The following is a 23,376-nucleotide window of genomic DNA, read 5'->3' as shown; positions in this document are numbered from 1 at the left end:
ACCCGTGCCCGGCGTTGCGGCCAAAGCCGGTATCATCTGGCATGCGGTGCGCATGCCGGGCGTGTGCACGACGGCGCGGTGCCGGGCATTCACACTGGAGCAAGCATGTTGATCGTGACCCATGGCGGCAAATTTCACGCGGACGACGCGTGGGCGGTGGCCGTCCTGATGTTGTTGTACCCCGAGGCCGAACTCGTGCGCACGCGCGACCCGGCCATCATCGCCACCGCCGACGTCGCGATCGACGTGGGCGGCGTGTGGGACCCGGCCGCGGGCCGTTTCGACCACCACCAGAAGGGATTCGACGGCGCCCGCGCCAGCGGCGTGCCGTACGCCAGCGCCGGCCTGGTGTGGCGCGAACACGGCGCGCGCTGCGTCGCCCTGCTGGCCGAGCGCCACGCGGGCCACAAGCTGTCGGACGAGGCGGCCCAGCAGATGGCGTATGCGATCGATGCCGACGTCGTGCAATACCTCGACCTGTCCGACGTCGGCGCGGCCCGCAACGCGCCCGGCAGCTACGGCCTGTCGGCCATCGTGTCCGGATTCAATCCGAACTGGATGGACGAGCAGCGCCTGGGCTATGGCGCCGCGGCGGAAGCGTATCGCGACGCGCAGTTCCGCCGCGTGCTGGGGCTGCTGACGGACCTGATGATCAATGCCGTCAAATACCGCGTGGGCGCGGTGCTCGCGGTCGAGCAGGTGCGCCATGCCCAGGTGCTCGAGGGCGGCCGCGTACTGTTCCTCAAGAATGCGGCCCTGCCGTGGACGGCCGTCGTGCGCAAGGAAATGCCCAAGGTCCTGTTCGTCATCAGCTACAGCCTGGCCGAGCAGCGCCACATGATCCACACGGTGCCCGTCAGCGCCGAGAGCTTCGACGCGCGCGCCGACCTGCCGCTGGCCTGGGCGGGCCTGCGCGACGCCGACCTGGCGGCCGTCACGGGCGTGCCGGACGCGGGCTTCTGCCACAACGGGCGCTTCATCGCGGCGGCCAAGTCGTTCGACGGCATCCTCGAGATGGCCCGCCAGGCGCTGCGCGAGGTCGACGCGGGCAGCGCCGTCGGGTCCGCGGCGTGACAATGTGGGCAACGCGACGTGGCGAACGCATTCGTCGCATCGGACGGGTTCAAGGCGACATACGCAGCGCTGACCAGCTACGCGGCGCTGGTCGGCCAGTTCTACGCCAACATCCTGCACCGCGCTGGACCAGCACCGGGCCACCGTCGCCGAGGTGCTCGTCAAGTTCAGCGAAAGCCCGGACAAGGTGGCGGCGCCCGTCGGCACCCTCGAAAGCGGCATCAGTTATCTGCCTTGCACGGGACATCGAGCGGAAAGCGGCTGCCGCCGCGCCGGCCCGTTACGATTTCGTCAAACGTCTGTGGTTTTTTGGAACGGAATCGCCAAAAAGTTACCAAGATTCAAGCTCGCATTTACACCGACGGCCGGTTCACGTCTAAAATTTCCCAAAAGAATCAACCATTTTAGGACGGGACATGAAATCGGTTCAGCAGGAAGTCGACGAGCGCAGCAACCTCACGGGCACGAACAAATTCGAGCTTTTGCTCTTCCGTCTCGGCGGCGACGCCAGCGGCGAGCACAGCGAGCTGTTCGGTATCAACGTCTTTAAAATCCGCGAGATCGTCGCCATGCCGACGATCACCAAGGTGGCCGGCGCGCCCGATCACGTGCTCGGCGTGGTCAACCTGCGCGGCCAGATCATCCAGGTCCTCGACCTGCCCGGCATCGCCGGCGTCACGCCCAAGACGGGCCTGAACATCATGCTGGTGACGGAATTCGCGCGCACCACGCAGGCGTTCGCCGTGGAAAGCGTGGAAGAGATCGTGCGCCTCGACTGGACCCAGGTGATGTCGGCCGAAAAGAGCGCCGGCAGCGGCATGGTCACGAGCATCGCGCGCCTGGAATCGGTGGACGGCCAGCCGGCCCGCCTCGCCCAGGTGCTGGACGTCGAGACGATCCTGCGCAACCTGAATCCGGAGGCGGACAGCGAGAACATCGAACAGGCCGTCGGCGCCAAGATGAAGCTCAAGCCGGGCGCCGTGATCCTGGCGGCGGACGATTCCGTCGTCGCGCGCGCGCTGATCGAGCAGGGCCTCGATGCGATGGGCCTGCCGTTCGTGATGACCAAGAGCGGCAAGGAATGCTGGGACCAGCTGAACCACATCGCCGCCGCCGCCGAGGCCGAAGGCAAGACCGTGCACGACAAGGTCGCGCTGGTGCTGACCGACCTCGAGATGCCGGAGATGGACGGCTTCACGCTGACCCGCAACATCAAGTCCAACGCGCGCTTCGGCAACATGCCGGTCGTGATCCACTCGTCGCTGTCCGGCACGACGAACGAGGAACACGTCAAGAACGTGCGCGCCGACGCGTACGTCGCCAAGTTCTCGGCCGAGGACCTGTCGCGCACGCTGCGCACGCTGCTGCGCCAGTAATCCTGTCCGTCACGCGGTGCCGGCCCCGGTGGCCGGGCCGCGCTTTTCCACGACGCCTCCCTCCGACCCCACGCCGTCGCGCCGGCGTGCGTCCGCGCGCCTTGCCTGTTGAGTTGTAGTCGGGCAACAGCTACCGCCGATTCTTGGTGAGAGTTTTCATGCGGCAACATCCCTGCCGCATAATGGTGGCTAAAACCTCCGGTTCCCACCTTTTTTGAATCCCATGGCACAGCCCACATCGTTCATCGCGAGCATCTGGACAACGGATCTCCACGGCATCTGCACGTCCGTCGTCGACCACGCACCGGACAGGTTGCCGCCGCTCGCTGCCGCGGCGAGCCTGCCGGACTGGCTGCGCGGCTGCGGCGACGCGGCCGGGGCCGAGGCCGCGCATGGCGTCGCGGATGCGCTGGCGCGGCATGCGCCGTTCCACCACGAAGTCCAGGTCCGGTGCGCGGACGGGCGCAGGCGCCGGGTCGTCGTGTCCGGCCTGCCGCGCGTCGCCGCCGACGGGCGTTGCGAGGGTTACAGCGGCGCCTTCGCCGACGTCACGGAACAGAAGGCGACGCTCGACCGCGCGCTCAGGAGCGAGGCGGAGCACCGGCTGATCGTGGACCACAGCATGGACCTGATCGCGCACTGCGGCGTCGACGGCCGCTACATCTACGTCTCGCCGTCGTACGAGACCGTGATCGGGCGCGAGGCGGCCGAGATGGTGGGGGAGCTGGTGACGTGCTTCCTGCATCCCGACGACCGGGGCGCGGCCACCGCGGCGCTCGCGCGCATCCTCGCCGGCGGCGACATCGACGACGTCATCGAGGTCCGCAAGCGGCACCGGGACGGCCACTATGTCTCGCTCGGCACGAAGGTGCGCAGGGTCACCGACCCCGCGACCGGCGCCGTGTTCGGCGCCGTGCTGGTCTCGCGCGACATCACGCGCGAACGGGAGATGCTGCACCGGGTCGAGCACGCGCACGCGCACGTGCGCACGGTCCTGGAAAGCATCGAGGACGGCTTTTTCTCCGTCAACCGCAACTGGGAGATCACGTACGCGAACACGCTGGCCGAGGTGTTCGCGGGGGTCACGCCCGGCACGTCGACGGGCCACGTGTTGTGGGACCTGGCGGAAGGACTTGCGGGCACCGAGATCGCCAGCACCTACCGGCGCGCGATGGAGCGGCGCGAGAACACGTCGTTCGAAGCGTTCTACGATCCCGCCGGCGTGTGGCTCAGCCTGCGCGTCTATGCCCGCGAGGACGGCCTGTCCGTGTTCTTCCACGATATCTCGGACCGCAAGCGCGCCGAAGAACGCCTCGAGCAGCTGGCCACGCGCGACGACCTCACGGGCCTGCCCAACCGGGCCTGGCTCAATGGCCACCTGAAGGCGATGCTGGGGCAGGCGCGCAGCCAGGCGGCGACGACCGTGATGTTCATCGACCTGAACCGCTTCAAGGAAGTCAACGATTCGCTGGGCCACGCGGCCGGCGACGTGCTGCTGCAGCAGGTGGGCCAGCGGCTGCAATCGTGCATGCGGCCGGGCGACGTGGTGGCGCGGCTGGGCGGCGACGAATTCGTCGTGGCCGCCCATTGCACCGGCCGCGACGCCGCCGCCGGCATCGCCCAGCGGCTGCTCACGACGCTGACCGTCCCGTTCTACATCGACGGCCTGGAGATGTGCGTCGGCGCCTCGATCGGCATCAGCCTGTCGGGCCAGGACGCCCCGACGCCCGAACTGCTGTTCCAGAACGCGGACACGGCGATGTACAAGGCGAAGGCGCTGGGCGAGAGCTCGTACCAGTTCTTCGAGCGCGAGATGAGCGTGGAAGCGAGGCGCCGACTGCAGATCGAGGCCGCGCTGCGGCGCGCGCTGGAACTGGGCCAGTTCGAACTCCACTACCAGCCGCGCATCGACGTGCGCACCCTGCGCCTGCGCGGCGTGGAAGTGCTGCTGCGCTGGAAGCATCCGGAGCTCGGCCAGGTGTCGCCCCTCGAATTCATCCCGATCGCGGAAGAGCGCGGGCACATCGAGGCGATCGGCAAATGGGTGCTGGCCGAAGCCTGCCGCGTGGGCAAGCGGCTCAGCGACAAATACGGCACGCAGCTGCACGTGTCCGTGAACGTGTCGGCCCGCCAGCTGCGCACGGCGAGCCTGGTGGGCGAGGTCGAGCAGGCGTTGCGCGATTCCGGTTTCCCGGCGCGCGCGCTGGAGCTGGAGCTGACGGAAAGCGCGCTGATCGAGGACACCGAGCAATCCGTCGACGTGCTGCGGCGCCTCAAGGGGCTCGGGCTGACGCTGGCGCTGGACGATTTCGGCACCGGCTATTCGAGCCTGTCGTACCTGAAGCGCTTTCCCGTCGACGTGCTCAAGCTGGACCGCTCGTTCTTCCTGGAGCAGTCGCAGGACGCCAACGGGGACGAAATCGTCGCGGCCCTCGTCCACATGGCCCACGCGCTCGGCCTGAAGGTGGTCGCGGAAGGCATCGAGACGGAAGAGGTGATGGAGACCCTGCGCGACTGCCGCTGCGACGAAGCGCAGGGCTATCTGTTCGCACGCCCGATGGCGCTGCCGGAATTCGACAAATTCCTGCAGTGCGAAATCCCGGGCAGCATGGCCGCCTGAGTCATTCCGCGCGCGCGCGCCGGCCCGGCCAGGCCGTGGCCAGCGCCAACAGCGCCAGCAGCGGTAGCAATGTCGCCAGCGCGAACGTCGCGTGGGTCGCGGCCGCGACTTCCACGGCCGTCCCGCGCGGACGGGCCGCGAACGCGGCGCCCAGCACGGCCGATCCGGCGATCATGCCCAGTTGGCGCGCGAGGTTCAGCAGCCCCGCCGCCACGCCGCGCCGCGCGCCGCCGGCGGCTTCCATCACGGTCGTGTTGTTCGCCGCCTGGAACAGGGCGTAGCCGGCCGTCAGCACGGCCAGCGGCGCGATCCAGCCGCCGACGCCTGTCCGCAGCGGCGCCAGCGCCAGCAGGCCAGCCCCCAACGCCATCGCCGCGAGCCCCGCCACGCACACCGCGTGCGCGCCGTGCCGGTCCACGAGGCGCCCGGCCGGCACGCCCGCCAGCGCCGCGACGAGCGGACCGGCCGCCAGCGTGAGCCCGACCCCGCCCGGCGCCAGCCCGAGCGCATGCCCGAGATAGAACGGGCCGACCAGCATCGTCGTCATCATCAATGCCATCGCCAGCGCGCTCATGGCGAAGCTCGGCGCCAGCACGCGGTCGCGTAGCAGCGCCAGCGGCACGAGCGGCGCCGCGGCGCGCGCCTCGGTCCGGACGAACAGCCCGGCGCCCAGCGCGGCGGCGCCGAACAGCCAGCCGCGCGCCAGCGTACCGGCGCCCGTGGCCGCGAGCGCGAACGCGAGCAGCGCCGCGACGAGCAGCAGCAGGCCGGCGAGGTCGAACGGGGGCCGCGGCGCGGACGCCCGGCCCGGCGCGTCGTCCGGCAGGTGCCGTACCAGCGCAAGGGCCAGCGCGGCCGGCGCCAAGGTCGCGGCGAACACGGCGCGCCAGCCCGGACCGGCCAGCAGCAGCCCGCCCAGCGCCGGGCCGAGCGCCGTGCCGACGGCCGACATGCTGCCCAGCAGGCCCATTGCGCTGCCCGTGCGGCCCTGCGGCAGGTTCGCGGCGGCCAGCGCCATGCCGAGCGCCAGCATCGCGGCGGCGCCCAGACCCTGCAGCGCGCGTGCGGCCACGAGCAGCGGCAGCGTGGGCGCCAGCGCGCACAGGCCGGACGCGGCAGCGAACAGCGCGATCCCGCCGCGCAGCACGCGGCGCCGGCCGATCATGTCGCCGAGGCGGCCCGCGCCCACGGCGGCGGCCGTCGCCGCCAGCAGGTAGGCGAGCACGATCCATTGCACGGCCGCGAAGCCGGTGCCGAACGCGTGCTGCAGCGCGGGCAGGGCGACGTTGGCGCTGCTCGCGCCGAACGACGCCAGCAGCACGCACAGCGCGAGGCCGGGCAGCGGCGTGCGTGTCCGCTCGGGCACGGAGAGGGTGGTCGATGTCGGCATATAGGCTCCTGGTCGGTGATGGCCTCCAGCGTAGGCCAGGCGGCGCGCGGGCGGAAGGCGCGCCGCACGCAATGACACCTTGCGCGCGGCGCCATGCCGCCGCCACGGCACCGCGGCTGTGCTATCGTGCGCGGATGACGATGCCCGACCTGAACCTGCTCGTGACACTCGACGTGCTGCTGTCCGAAGGCAGCGTGGCCGGCGCGGCGCGGCGCCTCAAACTGAGTCCGTCGGCGATGAGCCGCGCGCTGGCCCGGCTGCGCGCGGCGACGGGCGATCCGCTGCTCGTGCGTGCGGGCCGCGGCCTCGTGCTCACGCCGCGCGCGCTCGCGTTGCGCGACCAGGCCGCCCGCCTCGTGGAGGAAGCCGGCCACATGCTGCGGCCCTTCGACGACGTCGACCCGGCCACGATCGCGCGCGCGTTCGCGCTGCGCGTCACCGATGGTTTCGTGGAAAACTACGGACCGGCGCTGCTCGCCCGCCTGGAGCGCGACGCGCCCGGCGTGCGCCTGTGCTTCGTGCAAAAGGTGAACAAGGACAGCACGCCGCTGCGCGAGGGCCTCGTCGACCTGGAGATCGGCGTGATCGGGGAAGAAACGGGGCCGGAGATCCGCACCCGCGCGCTGTTCCGCGACCGCTTCGTCGGCGTCGTGCGGGGCGGCCATGCGCTGGCGAGCGGCGCGATGACGCCGGCAAGGTATGCGGCCTGCCGCCACGTCGCCGTGTCGCGCCGCGGGCGCGAGCGCGGCGCCATCGATGCGGCGCTGGCGCCGCTCGGGCTGGAGCGCCCGGTGGCCGTGATGGTCGGTTCGTTCGCGACGGCGCTCGCGCTGGCGCGCACGTCCGACCTCGTCGCCAGCGTGCCCGAACGGCACACGGCCCGCCTGCGCGACGGCATGCACACGTTCGGCCTGCCGGTGGCGACGCCGGCGGTCACCGTATCGATGATGTGGCACCCGCGCATGGAAGCCGACCCCGCGCACCGCTGGCTGCGGCGCTGGGTCTACGAGCTCTGTGCGGGCGGGCCGGCGGGCGAGTCCTAGCGCGCGAAGCTGGGCTTCTTGGGATCGTACGTCCAGCCGGGCACGAGGTAGCGCATCGCCATCGCATCGTCGCGCGCGCCGCCGGCGACCTTCTTGTACAACGCGTGCGCCGCCTCGATCTGCGCCATGTCCGGCGTGATACCCAGGCCCGGCGCTTCCGGCACGGCGACCTGGCCGCCGACGATCCGCAGCGGCTCGGTGGTGAGCCGTTCGCGGCCCTCCTGCCAGATCCAGTGCGTGTCGATCGCCGTGATGGCGCCCGGCGCGGCCGCGGCGCAATGCGTGAACATCGCCAGCGACACGTCGAAGTGGTTGTTCGAGTGCGAGCCCCAGGTCAGGCCCCAGTCGTGGCACAGCTGCGCGAGGCGCACCGAACCCTGCATGGTCCAGAAGTGCGGGTCGGCGAGCGGGATGTCGACGGCGCCCAGCAGGTGCGAATGGGCCATCTGGCGCCAGTCGGTGGCCACCATATTGGTCGCCGTGCGGATGCCGGTGGCGCGCCTGAACTCGGCCATGATCTCGCGGCCCGAGTAACCGTTCTCCGGTCCGCACGGGTCTTCCGCATACGCCAGCACGTGGCCCTGGCCCTTGCAGGCGACGACGGCTTCCGCCAGCGACCACGCGCCGTTCGGGTCGAGCGTCGCGCGCGCGTCCGGGAAGCGCCGCTTGATCGCCGCGACGGCCGCCACTTCTTCTTCCGGCCGCATCACGCCGCCCTTGAGCTTGAAGTCGCGGAAGCCGTATTTGTCGACGGCGGCGGACGCGAGGTCGGCGATCTGCTCGGGCGTCAACGCTTCCTCGTCGCGCGCGCGGTACCAGCCGTCCGGCGCGGCGCCGCCATCGTAGGGGAGGTCGGTGCGCGCGCGGTCGCCGATGTAGAACAGGTATGCGAGCATCGTCACGTGGGTGCGCTGCTGGCCGTCGCCGAGCAGTTCGCACAACGGCACACCCAGGTGCTGGCCCAGCAGGTCGAGCAGTGCCGCCTCGACAGCCGTGACGACGTTTTCCAGCCGCAGGTTGATCTCGTGCGGCTGCTTCATGACGGCTTCCTCGGCGCTCGACGTCACCTGGTGGCTGACGCCGGAGACGGCGGCGCGCAGCACGTTCAGCGTGCGGTTGTAGCGCGCCACCTCGGTGCCCGTGACGAGCGGCACGAGCCTTTCGAGCGTGCGCAGGATGCCGTCCGATCCGGGCACTTCGCCCATGCCGGTGTTGCCGGCGCTGTCCTTGAGCAGGACGAGGATGCGGGTGAAGTAGGGCGCGTGGGCGCCGCACAGGTTGAGCAGCATGCTGTCGCGGCCGGCCACGGGGATCACCCGCATTTCGGTGATGGTCGGGCTGGCGGCGCGCTGGATCGGGGTCATGGGGGTCTCCTGGGTAATAACCGGCATAAATGAGCGATATATCTGGTTGCTCGTAACATTTATCTACACTAGAATGGTAGCGCAACCATTTTTTCCCAGTGTGAAGGAATAACGATGTCGCGTCAATCGATTCTGGCCGCCAGCCTCCTCTCCGTGTCCCTCGCCGGCTGCGCCGCCGTCGCCGGCGGAACGGCTTCCCAACCACCCGCCGGCGAGCATTGGGTCGCCTCCTGGGGCAGTGCGCAACTGGTGCCGGAGGGCCAGAACGAGCTGCCCGCCGCGCAATGGCAGGATGCGAGCCTGCGCCAGGTCGTGCGCGTGTCGCTGGGCGCACGCCGTCTGCGCGTCAAACTCAGCAACGTGTTCGGCACGGCGCCCCTCGTGATCGACGCCGGCAGCGTCGCGCTGGCGACGGCGCCCGGCCGCGCCGACGTCGACGCGGCCAGCCTGCGCGCGCTGCGTTTCGGCGGCGCCGCGAGCGTGACGATTCCCGCCGGCGGCGAATACCTGAGCGATCCCGTCGACCTGCCGCATGCGGCCGGCGCCGACCTCGCCATCTCGCTGCACTTCGCCCAGGCGCCGGCGCGCCAGACCGGCCACCCGGGCGCCCGCGCGACGAGCTTCCGCGTGCCGGGCAACCAGGTGCAGGCCGCGAGCTGGCCGCATGCCGACACGTTCACGCGCTGGTACCAGATCGCTGGTGTCGAGGTGCTGGCAGGCGGCAGCGCGCACACGGTCGTCGCGATCGGCGATTCCATCACGGACGGCTACGGCGTCCAGCCCGATACCTATGCGCGCTGGACCGACGGCCTCGCCACGCGCCTGCGCGGCGCCGGCATGACGGACGTCGGCGTCGTCAACGCGGGCATTGGCGGCGGGCGCATGTTGCGCGACGGCCTGGGTCCGAATCTCGTCGCGCGCTTCGAGCGCGACGTGCTGGCGCGGCCGGGCGTGTCGCACGCCATCGTCATGATCGGCGTGAACGACTTCGGCGTGCAGCACCGCAGCAAGGAAGACACCCCGGCCGAACGGGCGCGCCTGGTGGGCGACCTGGAACAGGCGTACCGCCAGATCGTCGCGCGCGCCCACGAGCGCGGCGTGTGCGTGCTGGGCGCCACGATCACCCCGTACGGCGGCAGCGGCTATTACGCGCCCGGTCCGGACAACGAGGCCGACCGGCTCGCGTACAACCAGTGGATCCGCAGCGCGGGCGTCGTCGACGGCGTCGTCGACTTCGACGCGGCGCTGCGCGACCCGGCCCGGCCCGACCATCTGCGCAAGGCGCTGGACAACGACGGCCTGCATCCGTCGGCGCCGGCCGGCTACCAGGCGATGGCCGACGCCGTGCCGCTGGAGCAGCTCAAGGCATGCCACATCGGCGCGCGCTGACCGCAGCACGAACACTCATCACATCAGGAGACTTATGAAATCACTCGTCGCCGCCGCCGTGCTGGCCGTCGCCGGCGCGCATCCGGCCTGGGCGCTGGGGGAGCGCCCCTTCGTGACGTTCGCCGCGGCCAAGGACGCCATAGTGCTGGCGCGTGCCGGCCAGGCCGCGCGCATCGTCGTCGACCGCAACGATTTCCCGGGCGTGCGGCGGGCGGCGGCGGACCTGCAGGGCGATATCGCGCGCGTGTCCGGCGCCCGTCCCGCGCTGCTGGACGCGGGCGGCGCGGTCGCGCGCGGCGGCGACGTCGTCATCGTCGGCACGCTGGGCAAGAGCGCGCTGGTCGACAGCCTCGCGCGCGACGGCAAGATCGATGCGAAGCGCCTGCGCGGCAAATGGGAAGGCTATCTCGTGCAGGCCGTGCGCAATCCGCGGCCGGGCGTCGCGCGCGCCCTCGTCGTGGCGGGCAGCGACAAGCGCGGCACGATCTACGGGTTGTACACGGTGTCCGAGCAGATCGGCGTCTCGCCGTGGAACTGGTGGGCCGACGTGCCGGCGCCGCATCACGACGTGCTGGCCGTGGCGGCCGGCACGCGCGTGGCCGACGCGCCCGTCGTGCGCTACCGCGGCATCTTCCTGAACGACGAGGCGCCGGCGCTGTCCGGCTGGGCCAAGGAGAAATTCGGCGGCTTCAACCACAAGTTCTACGGCAAGCTGTTCGAGCTGATCCTGCGCATGCGCGGGAACTACCTGTGGCCCGCCATGTGGGGCAATGCGTTCTACGACGACGATCCGGAAAACGGCCCGCTGGCCGACGAGATGGGCATCGTGATGGGCACGTCGCACCACGAACCGCTCATGCGCGCCCACGCCGAATGGGCCAAGTACGGCAAGGGTCCGTGGGACTACAGCCGCAACGAGCAGGTGCTGCGCGACTTCTGGCAGCAGGGCCTGGACCGCTCGAAGGACTTCGAGAAGGTCATCACCCTGGGCATGCGCGGCGACGGCGACGAGCCGATGTCGGAACAGTCGAACGTCGCGCTGCTGGAAAAGATCGTGGGCGACCAGCGCGCCATGATCGCGAAAACGATGGGCAAGCCGCTGGCCCAGGTGCCGCAGGTGTGGGCACTGTACAAGGAAGTGCAGGAGTATTACGAGAAGGGCATGCGCGTGCCGGACGACGTCACCCTGCTGTGGTGCGACGACAACTGGGGCAATATCCGCCGCCTGCCGACGCCCGACGAGCGCAAGCGCAGCGGCGGCGCCGGCATCTATTACCACTTCGATTACGTCGGCGGCCCGCGTTCGTACAAGTGGATCAATGTCACGCCGCTGCCCAAGGTCTGGGAACAGATGCACCTGGCGTGGCGCCTCGGCGCGGACCGCCTGTGGGTGGTGAACGTGGGTGACCTCAAGCCGATGGAGGTGCCGACGGAATTCTTCCTCACGTACGCATGGAACCCGGCCGCGTGGCCGGCGGCGCGCCTGCCCGACTACCTGAAGCTGTGGGCGACGCGCGAATTCGGCGCCGACAATGCCGCGGAAATCGCCGACATCGTCGCGACGTACGCCCGCTACAACGGCCGCCGCAAACCGGAGCAGCTGGAGCCGGACACGTACAGCGCGACGAATTACCGCGAGTCCGAGCGCATCGTCGCCGACTGGCGCGACCTGGCCGCACGCACCGAGAAAGTGAAGGCGAAGCTGGCGCCGGCGCAGCGCGACGCCTTTTTCCAGCTCGTCGAACATCCCGTGCGCGCGGCCGGCACGCTCGGTGAACTGTATGCGACGGTGCAGGCCAACCGCATCCATGCCGCCCAGGGCCGCGCCGACACGAACGAGCTCGCGGCGCGCGCCCGCGACCTGTTCGCGCGCGACGCCGCGATCTCGCGCGAATACCATGAGATCAACGGCGGCAAGTGGAACCACATGATGGCGCAGACGCACATCGGCTACACCAGCTGGCGCGACCCCGCGACCAACATCATGCCGGACGTGCGCGAGATCACGCTGCCCGCCGCACCGGCGCTGGGCGTGGCGGTGGAAGGCAGCGAGGCCGCGTGGCCGGCCGCGGCCAGCCTGCGCCTGCCGGCGTTCGAGCCGTTCGACAAATCGGCGCGCTACGTCGAGGTATTCGACCGCGGCGCGGCGCCGCTGGCCTGGACCGCCCGCGCGGACCAGCCCTGGATCGTGCTGGGCGAGTCCGCCGGGACGACGGCCGGGACGAAGCGGATCCCGGTCGACGTGCGCTGGGACCAGGTGCCGGCCGGGGCGACGGCCGGCCACGTGATCGTGCGTGGTGCGGACGGGCAGGCCGCGACCATCGACGTCGCGCTGCGCCATGCGGAGGAGCGCGGCGCCAATGTGGCGGGCTTCGTGGAGACGGGCGGCACGGTCGCGATCGAGGCGGAGCACTACAGCCGCGCGTTCGCGCCGAGCGGCCGCGAATGGCTGCGCGTGCCGGGCCTGGGCCGCACCTTGTCCGGCATGACGACGCTGCCCGTCGATGCAGCCGCCGCGACGCTCGCCGACGGCATGCACCTGGAGTACGACGTGTACCTGTTCGAAGGGGGCAAGGTGAACGTGCAGGCGACGCTGGCGCCCACGCTGAAATTCCGGCCGGGCGCGGGCTTCCGGTATGCCGTCTCGATCGACGGCGACGCGCCGCGGATCGTCGACGTGCATGCCGACGAATCGTTGAAGCACTGGGAAACGATCGTGTCGGACGGCGTGGCCCAGTTCACGACGGCGCTCGACGTGAAGGCGCCGGGCCGCCACACGCTGAAGTTCTGGGCGCTCGACCCGGGCCTCGTGCTGCAGCGGCTCGTGATCGACGCGGGCGGCCTGAAGCCGAGCTATCTCGGACCGCAGGAGAGCCCGCGCGTCGGCGCGAATTGATCCGCGCGTTTAATCGGCATGCGCGATGCGCAGGCCGCCCTTGCGGTCGGGCAGCCACACTTCGCCGAGGTCGGAACTGACGTCGAAGAAGCCCAGTTCGTGCTTCGCCGCGAGGCGATGCACGGCTTCCCAGGCCGCGTCGACCCGGTCCCAGTCGACGAAGTTCATGTAGATCAGGCTCGGTGCGATCGTGTAGTCCGCCGCCCCGTCGGCATCGGTGCCGTCGTCGGGGATGGGTGGGAATTCGGCGGACAGGTCGGCGTAGAACGCCTGCAGGGCCGGCGTGGCGACGGCGGGATCGTCGTAGGCGAGATCGGCGTCCCACTCCGTCTGTTCGTCATACCAGTCGAGGAAGGCGGGGCGCTTCGACGGCGCGGCTTCCGGGGCAAATACCATCAGGTCGTAGCTCATCGTGTGGTGCTTTCGGTGAAAATGGGGCCAAACGTGACGATACATCGAAACGCTGGTTCCAGCGGTATGAAAAAGATAATATGCTGGGCCTGCCAACCACACGGAGCCCGCATGACATCCAATCTCAAAACGAAGGCAGGCCAGGCGTTGCTCGCGGCCGTGCCGTTCCTCGCCATCCAGCCCGCCGTCGCCGGCTCGACCTACACGTACAGCTATCTCGGCGCGCCGGCCGCGCCGGTGAGCGCGAAGCCGGCGTCGTGCTTCGACACGGCCTGCACCCCGTCGGTCGTGCTGATGGGCGGCGGCTACGACGTGGCCGAGGCGTTCCGCTGGATGATCGCCCGGGCGGGCATCACGCGCGCCACCGGCGGCAGGTTCGTCATCATCCGCGCGACGGGGACCGATGCGTACAATCCTTACGTCTACAGCCGGCTCGGGCAGATCGATACGACGACGCCCAGGCATTACGAGTCGGTCGGCGGCATCGACCTGGGCGTGACGTCCGTCGAAACGCTCGTGATCCCCACCCGCAAGGGGGCCGCGGACCCGTTCGTGCTGGGCGTGATCGCGAGGGCCAGCGCGATCTTCATCGCCGGCGGCGACCAGGCGGATTACTATGACAACTGGCAGGGCACCGCGCTGGACACGGCGCTGCAGCGGGCGGTGAACGCGGGCATTCCGGTCGGCGGCACCAGCGCCGGCAACGCGATGCTGGGACAGTACGCATTCGCCGCGTTGAACGGCAGCGTGACGTCGGACCAGGCGCTGGCCGACCCGTTCAACAAATACATGACGATCGATCCCCTCAATACCGCGTCGAAGAAGTTCGTCCAGACCGGGAGCTTCCTCGCCATTCCGACGCTGGAAAAGACGATCACGGACGACCATTTCAACACGCGCGACCGCCTGGGCCGGCTGTTCGGCTTCGTCGCCCGCATCGGCAACGGTTGTCCCGGCGGGCTGGAGGCGTCCGGTTCGGTGCTGGGCATCGGCATCGACGAGGAGACGGCCGTGCTGGTGTCCGGCCCGCGCGGGAGCGCGAAGGCGCAGCTGGTCGCCAACCCGTACAACGCGGAGAACACCACTGCGCCCTACACGCCGCAGAACTCCGCCTATTTCGCGAAGATCGTGCGGGCGCCGTCGCAGTGTGCCGCCAAGCTGCCCTTGAACGACAACGGCGGCATCCAGGTCTACCGCCTCAGCGCCCAGCCCACGCAGCCGTCGCCGTATCCGGCCGCGCCCCTGTACAGCTTCAAGGTGCAGGCGGCGTTCAACCTGTCGGACTGGGCGCGGCAAAGCGCGCAGACCTTCGGCGACGGCTCGTCGCTGAACGGCCCGTACGTCTACGGCACGGCGAACGGCGCGATCCTGGGCACGCAGGTCCGTTGACGCGGGGGAGCCGGGCATGGCCATCGTGATCGATCCGGACGACGTCGAGTTCAGCGCGATCCGTGCCCAGGGCCCGGGCGGCCAGAACGTGAACAAGGTGTCGAATGCCGTGCAGGCGCGCTTCGACATCGGCGCGTCGTCGCTGCCTTTGTTCGTGAAGGAGCGCCTGCGCGCGCAGGCGGACGCGCGCATCACGCGCGAGGGCGTCGTCGTCATCAAGGCGCAGCGCGCGCGCAGCCTGGAGCGCAACCGCGAGGACGCGCTCGCGCGGCTGCAAGCCATGGTCGACGCGGCCGCCGCGGTGCCGACGGTGCGCAAGCCGACGCGTCCCACACGCGGCTCGCAGCGGCGCAGGCTCGAGGCCAAGTCGCGCAGCGGCGAGGTCAAGGCGCTGCGCGGCAAGGTGCGCGAGTAACCGTTCCATTCAGCCATATCGAAATCCGCATTTGCCATACGAAGATGGCATGTCTCGATGATAGCGGTTAACAAAACTGTTAGTTCGATTGACTCCCCGTATCAGTGTCCTTACGATGAAATCGATATCATAAGAATGCGGCGTCAACGCCCCCGGCGCCGCCCGCGGACACCGGCACGCCCGGCCCGCCCTATGCGGGGCGAACATCAAGGAGACTATATGAAGAAGACATTTTGCATGTCCGCTGTAGCACTTGCAGCAATCCTGGCCGCCCCGGCGCAGGCGGCAACCTGGGCGACCTCCGCGCAATACGGGTCGACCACGATGGGCGCGTACAGCTTCAACAACGACGTGTGGGGCGCCGGCGCCGGTCCGCAGACGTTGTGGGTCAACTCGCCCAGCGACTGGGGCGTGTGGTCGAACCAGCCGAACACCGGCGGCATCAAGTCCTATCCGCATATCGGCTACTACGTCGGCAAGTCCCTGGGTTCGCTGTCGCGCCTGACGTCCGTCGTGTCGGCCACGACGCCGTCCGGCGGCGCGTGGGAATCGACGTACGACATCTGGGACTCGAACCACGCCAACGAGATCATGCTGTGGCTGAACTACACGGGCACGTCGGCCGGCTGCGGCAACGTCAAGCCGGTGTCGTACAACTGGACGGCGCAAGGTTGTGCGATCCCCGTGTACACGAACGTGAACGTCGGCGGCGCCACGTGGAATGTCTATCGCGGCAATAACGGCGGCAACATGGTGTTCTCGTTCCTGCGCACGTCGAAGACCAACAACACGACCGTCGACGTCCTGGCCATCATGCGCTATCTGCAGAACCTCGGCTGGATGGGCAACGTCACCGTCGGCGACGTCCAGTACGGGTTCGAGATCACGTCGTCGTCGGGCGGCATGGATTACGCCGCGCGTAATTTCTCGGTCACCGCCTATTGACCGGGCCGGGCGGCGCGGGCCAGGCCGTGTCGCCCATTCAAAAAATACAATAAACAAGGGGACAGGATGAAATCGAAACGGATCGCGGCGTTGCTGGCGGCGGGGTTGTTGTGCAGCGGAGCCGCCATGGCGGAAAACTACCACTGGGGCAGCGTGGCCATCGGAGGAGGCGGATACGTGACCGGCGTGGTCGCCAGCAAGGCCGAGCGGGGTGTCGTCTACGCCCGCACCGACGTGGGCGGCGCCTACCGGCGCGATGCCGGTGGCAACCGGTGGGAACCCTTGCTGGACTGGGTGTCCGACGGTGAGACAGGCTACCTCGGTGTCGAATCGCTGGCCGTCGATCCGAACGACGCCGCCAACGTGTACCTGCTGGCCGGTACCAGTTATCTCAGCGGCGGCAAGACGATCGTCCTGCATTCCACCGACTACGGCAAGACGTTCGCGAAGACCGACGTCTCGGCACAGTTCAAGGCGCACGGCAACGGCATGGGACGCCAGTCCGGCGAAAAACTGCAGGTCGATCCGGGCGACGGCACCGTCGTCTATGCCGGCACGCGGCGCGACGGCCTGTTCCGCAGCACGGACGCCGGTGCCACGTGGGAGCTGCTGGCCGGACTGCCCGTCACCAGCACGCCGAACGACAACGGCATCAGTTTCGTGCTGCTCGATCCGACCAGCGTGGACAGCGGCCGGGCCCAGCGCATCTTCGTGGGCGTGTCGCGCTACGGCTCGGTCGGCCCGAACCTGTATTTCAGCTATGACGGCGGGGTCACGTTCGACCCGGTCGAAGGCGGACCGTCCGGCCTGATGCCGCAGCGTGCCGTGCTGTCGCCGGACGGCCTGCTCGTGGTCACCTACGCGAACGGCGCCGGTCCGTACGGCACCGGGTCGGAACCGATGGACCAGGGCCAGATCTGGGCCTACGACGCGGCCGGCGGCAACTGGACCAATATCACGCCGCCCGGCATCACGAGCGCGTTCGGCGGCGTGAGCATGGATCCGAACGATCCGAAACACCTGGTCGCATCGACGATCAACACGTGGCGGCTACAGCACGACAGTGCATACGGCGACCGTATCTACAGCACCCGCGACGGCGGACAGACGTGGAGCGACGTCGTGCAGCGCGGCTTCAGCATGGACAGCCAGGGCGCCGACTGGATCCGCACGGAAGCGATCCACTGGGCCGGCGACATCGAGTTCGATCCGTTCGACACGCGCCAGGTCTGGGTCACGTCCGGCAACGGCCTGTTCAAGAGTGCCGACATCGACGCGGCCACGCCGACCTGGACGTTCGACGTGAAGGGCCTGGAGGAAACCGTCCCGCTGAACGCCGCGAGCGTGGCGGGCGCGCCCCTGGTGTCGGCGATCGGCGATTACGACGGCTTCATCCACCCCGACGTCGATACCTATGGCGCGATCCACACGCCGCGCATGGGGACCACGTCCGGCCTCGCGGTGGCCGCGCTGAACCCGCAGGTGATGGCGCGCGCGGGCAACGCCTTGTATTACACGACCAACGGCGGCGCCAGCTGGAACCAGGCGGGGACGATGAATGGCACCCAGGGGCAGCTCGCGCTGTCCGCCGACGGCTACGTCCTGCTGCACAGCCCCGCCAACGGCACGACGACGTACCGTTCGACGAATTTCGGCACGAGCTGGACCCCGGTCGCGGGCCTCACGGCGAACAGCGCCCGCCCGGTCGCGGACGCGGTCAATCCGGCGAAATTCTATGCCTACGATAACGGCAAATTCCTCGTCAGTACGGACGGCGGCGCCTCGTTCGCCGTCGCGTCGGCGCTGGCAGGCGGCGGCTCGAACGTGATCCGTGCGGTACCTGCGCACGAAGGCGACGTCTGGGTGTGCCTGAACGGTGGCGGTCTCGCGCACACCGTCGATGGCGGCGCCAACTTCGCCAAGGTGGATACCGTCGCGGCATGCGGTGCGATCGGCATCGGCAAGGCGGCGCCGGGAACGAATTATCCGGCGCTGTACATGTGGGGCACGGTCGGGACGGTGCACGGCATGCTGCGCTCGACGGATAAAGGCGTGACGTGGGTCCGCGTCAACGACGACGAGCACGAATACGGCGGTCCGGGCAACGGCCAGTTCGTCGTCGGCGACATGAACACGTACGGCGCGGTGTACATGGGCACCTCCGGCCGCGGTCTCGTGTACGGCATGACGGCCGAGGGCGGCGAGGTGCCAGTCGTGCCGGTGACGTCCACGACGCCGCCGGCCACGGGACCCGTCAACCGGTGCGACTACGTCGTGACGGCGTCCTGGAGCGGCGGCTACAACGCGGCGATCCGGATCACGAACAACGGCACGGCCCCGGTCAACGGCTGGACCGTGAACTGGACCTACACCGACGGCTCCGTCGTGCAGAGCTCGTGGAACGCTCTGGTGACCGGCACGCCGCCCACCTATACCGCGACCGCGAACCAGAGCTGGAACACGGTCATCTACCCCGGCTCGACGGTGGAATTCGGCATCACCGTCAGCGGCAGCGCGCTCCCCGTCGTCACCGGCGACGTCTGCAACTGAACCACGCACCCAAGGAATGATATGAAAGTACGCTATTTCGCCACGCTCGCCACCCTCGCCGTCGGCGTCCTGATGGGCGTCCAGGCCCACGCCACCGTACTGGGCTTCGACGATCTCGATGCCAAGGGCAAGCTCGCATCCATCGGCGCCAACAATCCGTACGGTGGCCTCACCTGGGACAAGAACTGGTTCCTGGGTGTGACTACGGTCGGCGGCTACGACAACGGGGCCCATTCCGGCAGCAATTTCGTCAACAACGGCTTCAGCGTGAAAAGCGTGGCCGTGTCGAGCAGCGCCGGGTTCGACTTTGCCGGCGCCTGGTTCGCGGCGCCGGACATCAACGGCACCCGCGCCACGTCGATCAATATCAGCGCCTACGACGCAGCCAATCAGCTGATCGGCACGACGGGCGACGTGGGCATCACGAACAGCATGGCGTTCGTCGCGGCCCGGTTCGACGACGTGGCGCGCCTCGTGATCACGCGCGACAAAGGCTTTTTCGTGATGGACGACTTCACACTGGCCGATACGGCGCTGCCGGAACCGGGCGGCCTGTTCGCACTCGGCCTCGGACTGGTCGGATGGATGGGGCGGCGCCGCGCGGCGTGAGCCTGAGCGTCCGGCGCGAGAGCATCGCGCCGGAAAAATCAGCCTAGTTGCAGCGCGCGGACGCAGTCACGTCCCGCACGCTTGGCGTCGTACATGAGCTTGTCGGCGACCGCGATCAGGTCACGTAGCGCGTGGCGCATGTCCGGCGCCACGTGGAGGCAGGCCACGCCGAAGCTGGCGGTCGTGGCCACGTTGCCCAGACCGTCCGGGGCCGGGATGCTCGTGGCGGCGACGTGGGTACGCAGGCGTTCGGCCAGCCGGACGCCTCCCTCGAGGTCGGTGCCCGGCAGGACGACCAGGAATTCCTCGCCGCCATAGCGCACGACACGGTCGACCTCCTCGCGCGTCATCCGGCCGAGGGCCGCCGCGAAGCTGCGCAACACCGCGTCGCCGCACGCATGGCCATAGGTATCGTTGATGCGCTTGAAGTGGTCGATGTCGCATAACACCACCGTCAACTGGCCGTCCGGCATCTGTTCCGGCCGCATCAGGTTCTCGTGCAGGTAGCGCCGGTTGAAGCAGCCCGTGAGGTGGTCGCGCGCGGCCGCGTGCTGCAACTGCGTGCGCGCCTCGAATTCTTCGCGCGACACCTGGTTGAAGCGCCGCGCCGCGAGCGCGCCGAAGGCGTTCGCCAGCACCAGCAGCATGATCATCGTGACGACGTCGGCCGCCGTCAGCCGCCCGTATTTCAGGGCCAGCGCGAGAAAGGTGGCCGTTGCGACCGCGGCCAGCGCGAAGGCGCCCATGAAACTGTTCGGGATGTACAGGTAGATCACGATCAGCATGATCGCGAGCGACATCGCGTGCCAGTGGAATTCGCCGGGCCGGTGCACGGCGATGAACATGAAGCACGCCAGCGCGACGGCTTCCGCGGCGGATGCCGCGCGGCGCGTCGCGGCGACGGAGAGCGGCCGCCGGTAGGCGAGCCACGCGCAGGTGCCGGCCGTCGCGGCGACGACCGCGCGCGCCGCGCACAACCGCAGGAAGGCGGCGCCGTAGCCCAGCGCGGCCAGGTCCGAGGCGGCGAATGCCAGGTAGAACACCGTGCAGAACACGAGCGTGAAGCCGAGCAGGGCGCGGGTCTGCGGCAGTTTGTGGACGAGGAACGCGGCTTCGTTCGCGGGCAGCGCGAACTCGCCGGAGAGCGGGTGGAATCTCATGAGTCGACGGACGGAACGGTGATGGCCGGCTGATCTTATCAGGGGACGGTGTCCCGCACAGCCATCATGTTCCAGTTTTTATACCGTCGCTATTCTCGCATGATCATGCGGTGTGAATAGTCACCCTTTCTCACTCAAGCCGTGATGCCCAGCAGCGTCGACCCGTGCGGCGGCAGGGTCGCGCGGATGGCGCCCTTGACCGTGCCATGGTCGTGCCGCGCCCACAGGTCGCGCACATTGACGGTGCGGTCGCCGAGGTCGAGGCGCGACAGGTCGAACACGATGTCGGCCGGCGCATCCGCCGTGTTGAACAGCGCCAGGTACTGCACGCCGCGCTTGTCGGCGGGCCGTGCGCTCCAGATGCGCGTGCCGGCATCCGCGCGGTGCGGACGGTTGTCGCGGCTGCGCTGGTTCACGGCCAGCACCTCCGGGTTCGTCAGCAAGGCGAGCGTCTTCGCGTCCAGGTGGCGCAGGTCGCCGCCCATGATCAGCGGCGAGCGGGCGATGCTCCACAGGGTCATCAGGGTCTGCTGCTCGTCGGGCGTGAACTTGGTGTCGCGCGCGCCGAGCGCGAGACGGCCGAGCGGCAGCATGTCGGCGTCGGGCCACGCGTTCTCGCGCATGGTCGGGTTCCAGTTTTCCAGGCGCTGGAACTGTTCGGCGAGCAGGCGCCACTCGTCCCAGAAGTCGTCCGAGATGCGCCACATCTGGGCGTAGTGCGGCACGTGGCTGGCCCAGCGCAGGTCGGTCTCGCCCGGCGACAGCGACAGGACGATGGGACGGCCGCTGGCCACGATGGCCTTGTGCGCGCCCTCGATCTCGCGCCAGTTCTTTTCGTAGGGGCGCGACATGTCGTCCATCTTGACGAAGTCGACGCCCCACGCCGCGAACTGCTTGAACACCGAGTCGTAATAGGCCTGCGCGCCCGGCTTCGTCATGTCGACGCCGTACATGTCGCCGTTCCACGCGCAGACGGATTCGGTGTCGGCGATGTCGCGCGCGTGCAGGTTCGTGCCGAGGATCGGCGTGTTCAGGCGCACGGCCTGGCGCGGGATACCGCGCATGACGTGGATGCCGAACTTCATGCCGCGCGCGTGGATCTGGTCGGCGAGCTTCCTGAAGCCGGCGCCGTCGCGCGCCGACGGGAACCGGTTCGGCGCGGGCAGCAGGCGGCCGTACTTGTCCATCGTCAGCTCGGCATCCTTGCGGTATTCATAGCTGGTCGCATTCGGCTCGTACCACTGGATGTCCACGGTCAGCACGTTGTACCCGAACGGCAGCAGCTTGGCGGCCATGATGTCCGCGGTCTCCAGCGTCTGCGCTTCGGTGATCGTCGTGGCGAACGAGTTCCAGCTGTTCCAGCCCATGGGCGGCGTGGGCGCGAGGCCCGCGCCGGGTGAAGCGGTCCTGGACGCCGCGGCGGCGGCGAGGGAGGGCACGCTCGCCGCGGCGGCGGTGGCGAGGGAGGCGGTGAGCAGGCGGCGGCGGTTGGAATCCATAGGTAGGTCAGGTGGTTGAAAGGGTTCGCGCGAGTATAGGGATGGGTCGGCCGGCGCACCAATCACTTGTTTGCGCCGACCGATCCCGAAACCGGTATCGCTCCGCTCACGCCTGGCGCGCCGGCGCCGCCTTGATCGCGTCGATGATCGCCTGGCGCATCGGCTTGGCCTTGAGGTGGTCGTCGAACGGCGTCGGGCGCATCGGCAGCTTGTCCTTGCGCGGCGCCTCGTCCCAGGTCTGGAGCCAGCTGACGTTGTCGGCGAGGCCCCACACGAGGATGTCGTGCAGGCGCGGGTAGGACAGCGTCACGTCCAGGTAGTCGCGGGTGGCGGCGGCCACGCCGGCGTCGCGCTTGGCGATGTCGGCCGGCAGGCGGCGGTCGTTCACGTCCAGCTCCGTGATCAGGAGACCGTAGCCCATGGCGCTCACCTCGTCGAGGAATTTGCGCCATTCCACGAGGTCGGCGCGGCCCCGGTCCGTTTCATCCCACGAGCCGATGTGGCTCTGCAGGCCCAGCGCCCCCACGGGCGTGCCGCGCTTTTTCAGCGCCGCCAGCAGGGACAGGACGCCCGCGCGATGGCGCGCGCTGCCGGCGTCGCCGCGCATGTAGTCGTTGTAGACCAGCTGCGCCTGCGGCGCGTACTCGCGCGCCAGGCGGAATGCGAGGTCGATCTGTTCGACGGCGCCCAGCGGCCGCGTGAGCGCGTTCTGGCGCAGCTTGCCGTCGGCCGGGTCGACGGCTTCGTTGACGACGTCCCAGCTCTGGATCGCCTTGCCGAAGTGGCCGCACACGGTGCTCACGTGCGTGCGCATCAGCTGCTCGACGGCCTTGCCCGGCTGGGGGCCGAAGTTCTGCTTCGCGACCCACGCCGGCAGCCATTTTTCCGCCTGCCAGAACAGGTTGTGGCCGCGCACGGCGATGCCCTTGTCCTTGGCCCATGCGATCACGTCGTCGGCCGCGCCGAAGTTCGGCTTGCCCGGCGCCGGCTCGACGGCCTGCCATTTCATCTCGTTTTCCAGGACGATCAGGTTGCACTCGCGTTCGACGAGGGCGCGGTAGGCCGGGTCGCCGAACTGGTTGCGGCCGTGGCTGATGGCGGTGCCGAAGCGCATGCCCTTGTGGGCGGCGGCGTCCTTCAGCGTCTCGCCCGCGGGCCCCTGCGCGCGCGCGAAGGGCGCGGCGGCGGGCAGCAGGGCGGCGCCGGCGAGCGCCTTGATGATCTCTCGTCTCGATGTCATTGTGTG

General features: G+C 69.3%; 17 protein-coding genes. 11 read left to right on the top strand and 6 right to left on the bottom strand.

Annotated elements, in window-relative coordinates; translation table 11 throughout:
- Positions 1-105: 105 nt before the first annotated feature.
- The 3 genes from U9J41_RS05410 to U9J41_RS05400 all read left to right on the top strand — a co-directional run bounded on the left by U9J41_RS05410 (position 106) and on the right by U9J41_RS05400 (position 5,070).
- Positions 106-1,074, top strand: coding sequence for an MYG1 family protein (locus tag U9J41_RS05410; protein WP_322400694.1), 969 nt, complete (start codon positions 106-108; stop codon positions 1,072-1,074).
- 416 nt (positions 1,075-1,490) lie between these two features.
- A complete protein-coding gene (locus tag U9J41_RS05405) occupies positions 1,491-2,450 on the top strand; it encodes a chemotaxis protein (RefSeq protein WP_322400693.1) in 960 nt (319 codons plus the stop codon).
- A 223-nt stretch (positions 2,451-2,673) separates the two neighbouring features.
- Positions 2,674-5,070 (top strand): putative bifunctional diguanylate cyclase/phosphodiesterase, encoded by a 2,397-nt coding sequence (locus U9J41_RS05400; RefSeq protein ID WP_322400691.1) that lies wholly within the window; start codon positions 2,674-2,676, stop codon positions 5,068-5,070.
- A gap of 1 nt (position 5,071) precedes the next feature.
- On the opposite strand, the gene U9J41_RS05395 is transcribed toward U9J41_RS05400, so the two are convergent.
- Positions 5,072-6,460: an MFS transporter gene (locus tag U9J41_RS05395; protein WP_322400689.1), complete on the bottom strand. Its 1,389-nt coding sequence runs from the start codon at positions 6,458-6,460 to the stop codon at positions 5,072-5,074.
- 134 nt (positions 6,461-6,594) lie between these two features.
- Between U9J41_RS05395 and U9J41_RS05390 the strand changes: the two genes are divergently transcribed.
- A complete protein-coding gene (locus tag U9J41_RS05390; protein ID WP_322400687.1) occupies positions 6,595-7,503 on the top strand; it encodes a LysR family transcriptional regulator in 909 nt (302 codons plus the stop codon).
- Here U9J41_RS05390 and U9J41_RS05385 read toward each other — a convergent pair.
- The gene (locus tag U9J41_RS05385) at positions 7,500-8,867 is read right to left on the bottom strand and encodes an enolase C-terminal domain-like protein (RefSeq protein ID WP_322400685.1); all 1,368 of its coding nucleotides are present in this window, start codon (positions 8,865-8,867) and stop codon (positions 7,500-7,502) included. The two genes, U9J41_RS05390 and U9J41_RS05385, sit on opposite strands and share 4 nt — an antisense overlap.
- Before the next feature lie 114 nt (positions 8,868-8,981).
- Between U9J41_RS05385 and U9J41_RS05380 the strand changes: the two genes are divergently transcribed.
- Both U9J41_RS05380 and U9J41_RS05375 read left to right on the top strand, forming a co-directional pair.
- Positions 8,982-10,256, top strand: a complete 1,275-nt coding sequence (locus U9J41_RS05380; protein ID WP_322400683.1) for an SGNH/GDSL hydrolase family protein — start codon at positions 8,982-8,984, stop codon at positions 10,254-10,256.
- Positions 10,257-10,290: 34 nt separating this feature from the next.
- Positions 10,291-13,152, top strand: a complete 2,862-nt coding sequence (locus U9J41_RS05375) for a glycosyl hydrolase 115 family protein (RefSeq protein ID WP_322400681.1) — start codon at positions 10,291-10,293, stop codon at positions 13,150-13,152.
- A gap of 9 nt (positions 13,153-13,161) precedes the next feature.
- Here the strand turns inward: U9J41_RS05375 and U9J41_RS05370 are convergent, their stop codons facing one another.
- A complete protein-coding gene (locus U9J41_RS05370) occupies positions 13,162-13,563 on the bottom strand; it encodes a hypothetical protein (RefSeq protein ID WP_322400680.1) in 402 nt (133 codons plus the stop codon).
- A 111-nt stretch (positions 13,564-13,674) separates the two neighbouring features.
- Here U9J41_RS05370 and U9J41_RS05365 point away from each other — a divergent pair, with 111 nt between their 5' ends.
- The 5 genes from U9J41_RS05365 to U9J41_RS05345 all read left to right on the top strand — a co-directional run bounded on the left by U9J41_RS05365 (position 13,675) and on the right by U9J41_RS05345 (position 19,471).
- Positions 13,675-14,952 (top strand): cyanophycinase, encoded by a 1,278-nt coding sequence (locus U9J41_RS05365; RefSeq protein WP_322400679.1) that lies wholly within the window; start codon positions 13,675-13,677, stop codon positions 14,950-14,952.
- A gap of 16 nt (positions 14,953-14,968) precedes the next feature.
- The gene (gene arfB, locus U9J41_RS05360; protein WP_322400678.1) at positions 14,969-15,367 is read left to right on the top strand and encodes an alternative ribosome rescue aminoacyl-tRNA hydrolase ArfB; all 399 of its coding nucleotides are present in this window, start codon (positions 14,969-14,971) and stop codon (positions 15,365-15,367) included.
- 237 nt (positions 15,368-15,604) lie between these two features.
- Positions 15,605-16,312, top strand: coding sequence for a GH12 family glycosyl hydrolase domain-containing protein (locus tag U9J41_RS05355; protein WP_322400676.1), 708 nt, complete (start codon positions 15,605-15,607; stop codon positions 16,310-16,312).
- A 66-nt stretch (positions 16,313-16,378) separates the two neighbouring features.
- A complete protein-coding gene (locus U9J41_RS05350) occupies positions 16,379-18,862 on the top strand; it encodes a cellulose binding domain-containing protein (protein WP_322400674.1) in 2,484 nt (827 codons plus the stop codon).
- A gap of 21 nt (positions 18,863-18,883) precedes the next feature.
- A complete protein-coding gene (locus U9J41_RS05345) occupies positions 18,884-19,471 on the top strand; it encodes a PEP-CTERM sorting domain-containing protein (RefSeq protein ID WP_322400672.1) in 588 nt (195 codons plus the stop codon).
- A gap of 38 nt (positions 19,472-19,509) precedes the next feature.
- On the opposite strand, the gene U9J41_RS05340 is transcribed toward U9J41_RS05345, so the two are convergent.
- The 3 genes from U9J41_RS05340 to U9J41_RS05330 all read right to left on the bottom strand — a co-directional run bounded on the left by U9J41_RS05340 (position 19,510) and on the right by U9J41_RS05330 (position 23,370).
- Positions 19,510-20,631 (bottom strand): GGDEF domain-containing protein, encoded by a 1,122-nt coding sequence (locus U9J41_RS05340; RefSeq protein WP_322400670.1) that lies wholly within the window; start codon positions 20,629-20,631, stop codon positions 19,510-19,512.
- Positions 20,632-20,765: 134 nt separating this feature from the next.
- Entirely contained in the window at positions 20,766-22,130 is a 1,365-nt protein-coding gene (locus U9J41_RS05335) for a glycoside hydrolase family 27 protein (RefSeq protein ID WP_322400668.1), read from the bottom strand.
- Positions 22,131-22,236: 106 nt separating this feature from the next.
- A complete protein-coding gene (locus U9J41_RS05330) occupies positions 22,237-23,370 on the bottom strand; it encodes an endo-1,4-beta-xylanase (RefSeq protein WP_322400666.1) in 1,134 nt (377 codons plus the stop codon).
- Positions 23,371-23,376: the final 6 nt, after the last annotated feature.

Source organism: Massilia luteola (assembly GCF_034420155.1).
Classification (GTDB): domain Bacteria; phylum Pseudomonadota; class Gammaproteobacteria; order Burkholderiales; family Burkholderiaceae_D; genus Telluria; species Telluria luteola.
Note: the sequence above shows the minus strand (reverse complement) of the source record. Positions and strands in the feature narration are given on the sequence as shown.

What these genes read in the sequence shown, in the direction of transcription:
- U9J41_RS05410 (WP_322400694.1), top strand. Translation starts at nt 106, where the DNA reads ATGTTGATCGTGACCCATGGCGGCAAATTTCACGCGGACGACGCGTGG.
- U9J41_RS05405 (WP_322400693.1), top strand. Translation starts at nt 1,491, where the DNA reads ATGAAATCGGTTCAGCAGGAAGTCGACGAGCGCAGCAACCTCACGGGC.
- U9J41_RS05400 (WP_322400691.1), top strand. Translation starts at nt 2,674, where the DNA reads ATGGCACAGCCCACATCGTTCATCGCGAGCATCTGGACAACGGATCTC.
- U9J41_RS05395 (WP_322400689.1), bottom strand. Translation starts at nt 6,460, where the DNA reads ATGCCGACATCGACCACCCTCTCCGTGCCCGAGCGGACACGCACGCCG.
- U9J41_RS05390 (WP_322400687.1), top strand. Translation starts at nt 6,595, where the DNA reads ATGACGATGCCCGACCTGAACCTGCTCGTGACACTCGACGTGCTGCTG.
- U9J41_RS05385 (WP_322400685.1), bottom strand. Translation starts at nt 8,867, where the DNA reads ATGACCCCGATCCAGCGCGCCGCCAGCCCGACCATCACCGAAATGCGG.
- U9J41_RS05380 (WP_322400683.1), top strand. Translation starts at nt 8,982, where the DNA reads ATGTCGCGTCAATCGATTCTGGCCGCCAGCCTCCTCTCCGTGTCCCTC.
- U9J41_RS05375 (WP_322400681.1), top strand. Translation starts at nt 10,291, where the DNA reads ATGAAATCACTCGTCGCCGCCGCCGTGCTGGCCGTCGCCGGCGCGCAT.
- U9J41_RS05370 (WP_322400680.1), bottom strand. Translation starts at nt 13,563, where the DNA reads ATGAGCTACGACCTGATGGTATTTGCCCCGGAAGCCGCGCCGTCGAAG.
- U9J41_RS05365 (WP_322400679.1), top strand. Translation starts at nt 13,675, where the DNA reads ATGACATCCAATCTCAAAACGAAGGCAGGCCAGGCGTTGCTCGCGGCC.
- arfB (WP_322400678.1), top strand. Translation starts at nt 14,969, where the DNA reads ATGGCCATCGTGATCGATCCGGACGACGTCGAGTTCAGCGCGATCCGT.
- U9J41_RS05355 (WP_322400676.1), top strand. Translation starts at nt 15,605, where the DNA reads ATGTCCGCTGTAGCACTTGCAGCAATCCTGGCCGCCCCGGCGCAGGCG.
- U9J41_RS05350 (WP_322400674.1), top strand. Translation starts at nt 16,379, where the DNA reads ATGAAATCGAAACGGATCGCGGCGTTGCTGGCGGCGGGGTTGTTGTGC.
- U9J41_RS05345 (WP_322400672.1), top strand. Translation starts at nt 18,884, where the DNA reads ATGAAAGTACGCTATTTCGCCACGCTCGCCACCCTCGCCGTCGGCGTC.
- U9J41_RS05340 (WP_322400670.1), bottom strand. Translation starts at nt 20,631, where the DNA reads ATGAGATTCCACCCGCTCTCCGGCGAGTTCGCGCTGCCCGCGAACGAA.
- U9J41_RS05335 (WP_322400668.1), bottom strand. Translation starts at nt 22,130, where the DNA reads ATGGATTCCAACCGCCGCCGCCTGCTCACCGCCTCCCTCGCCACCGCC.
- U9J41_RS05330 (WP_322400666.1), bottom strand. Translation starts at nt 23,370, where the DNA reads ATGACATCGAGACGAGAGATCATCAAGGCGCTCGCCGGCGCCGCCCTG.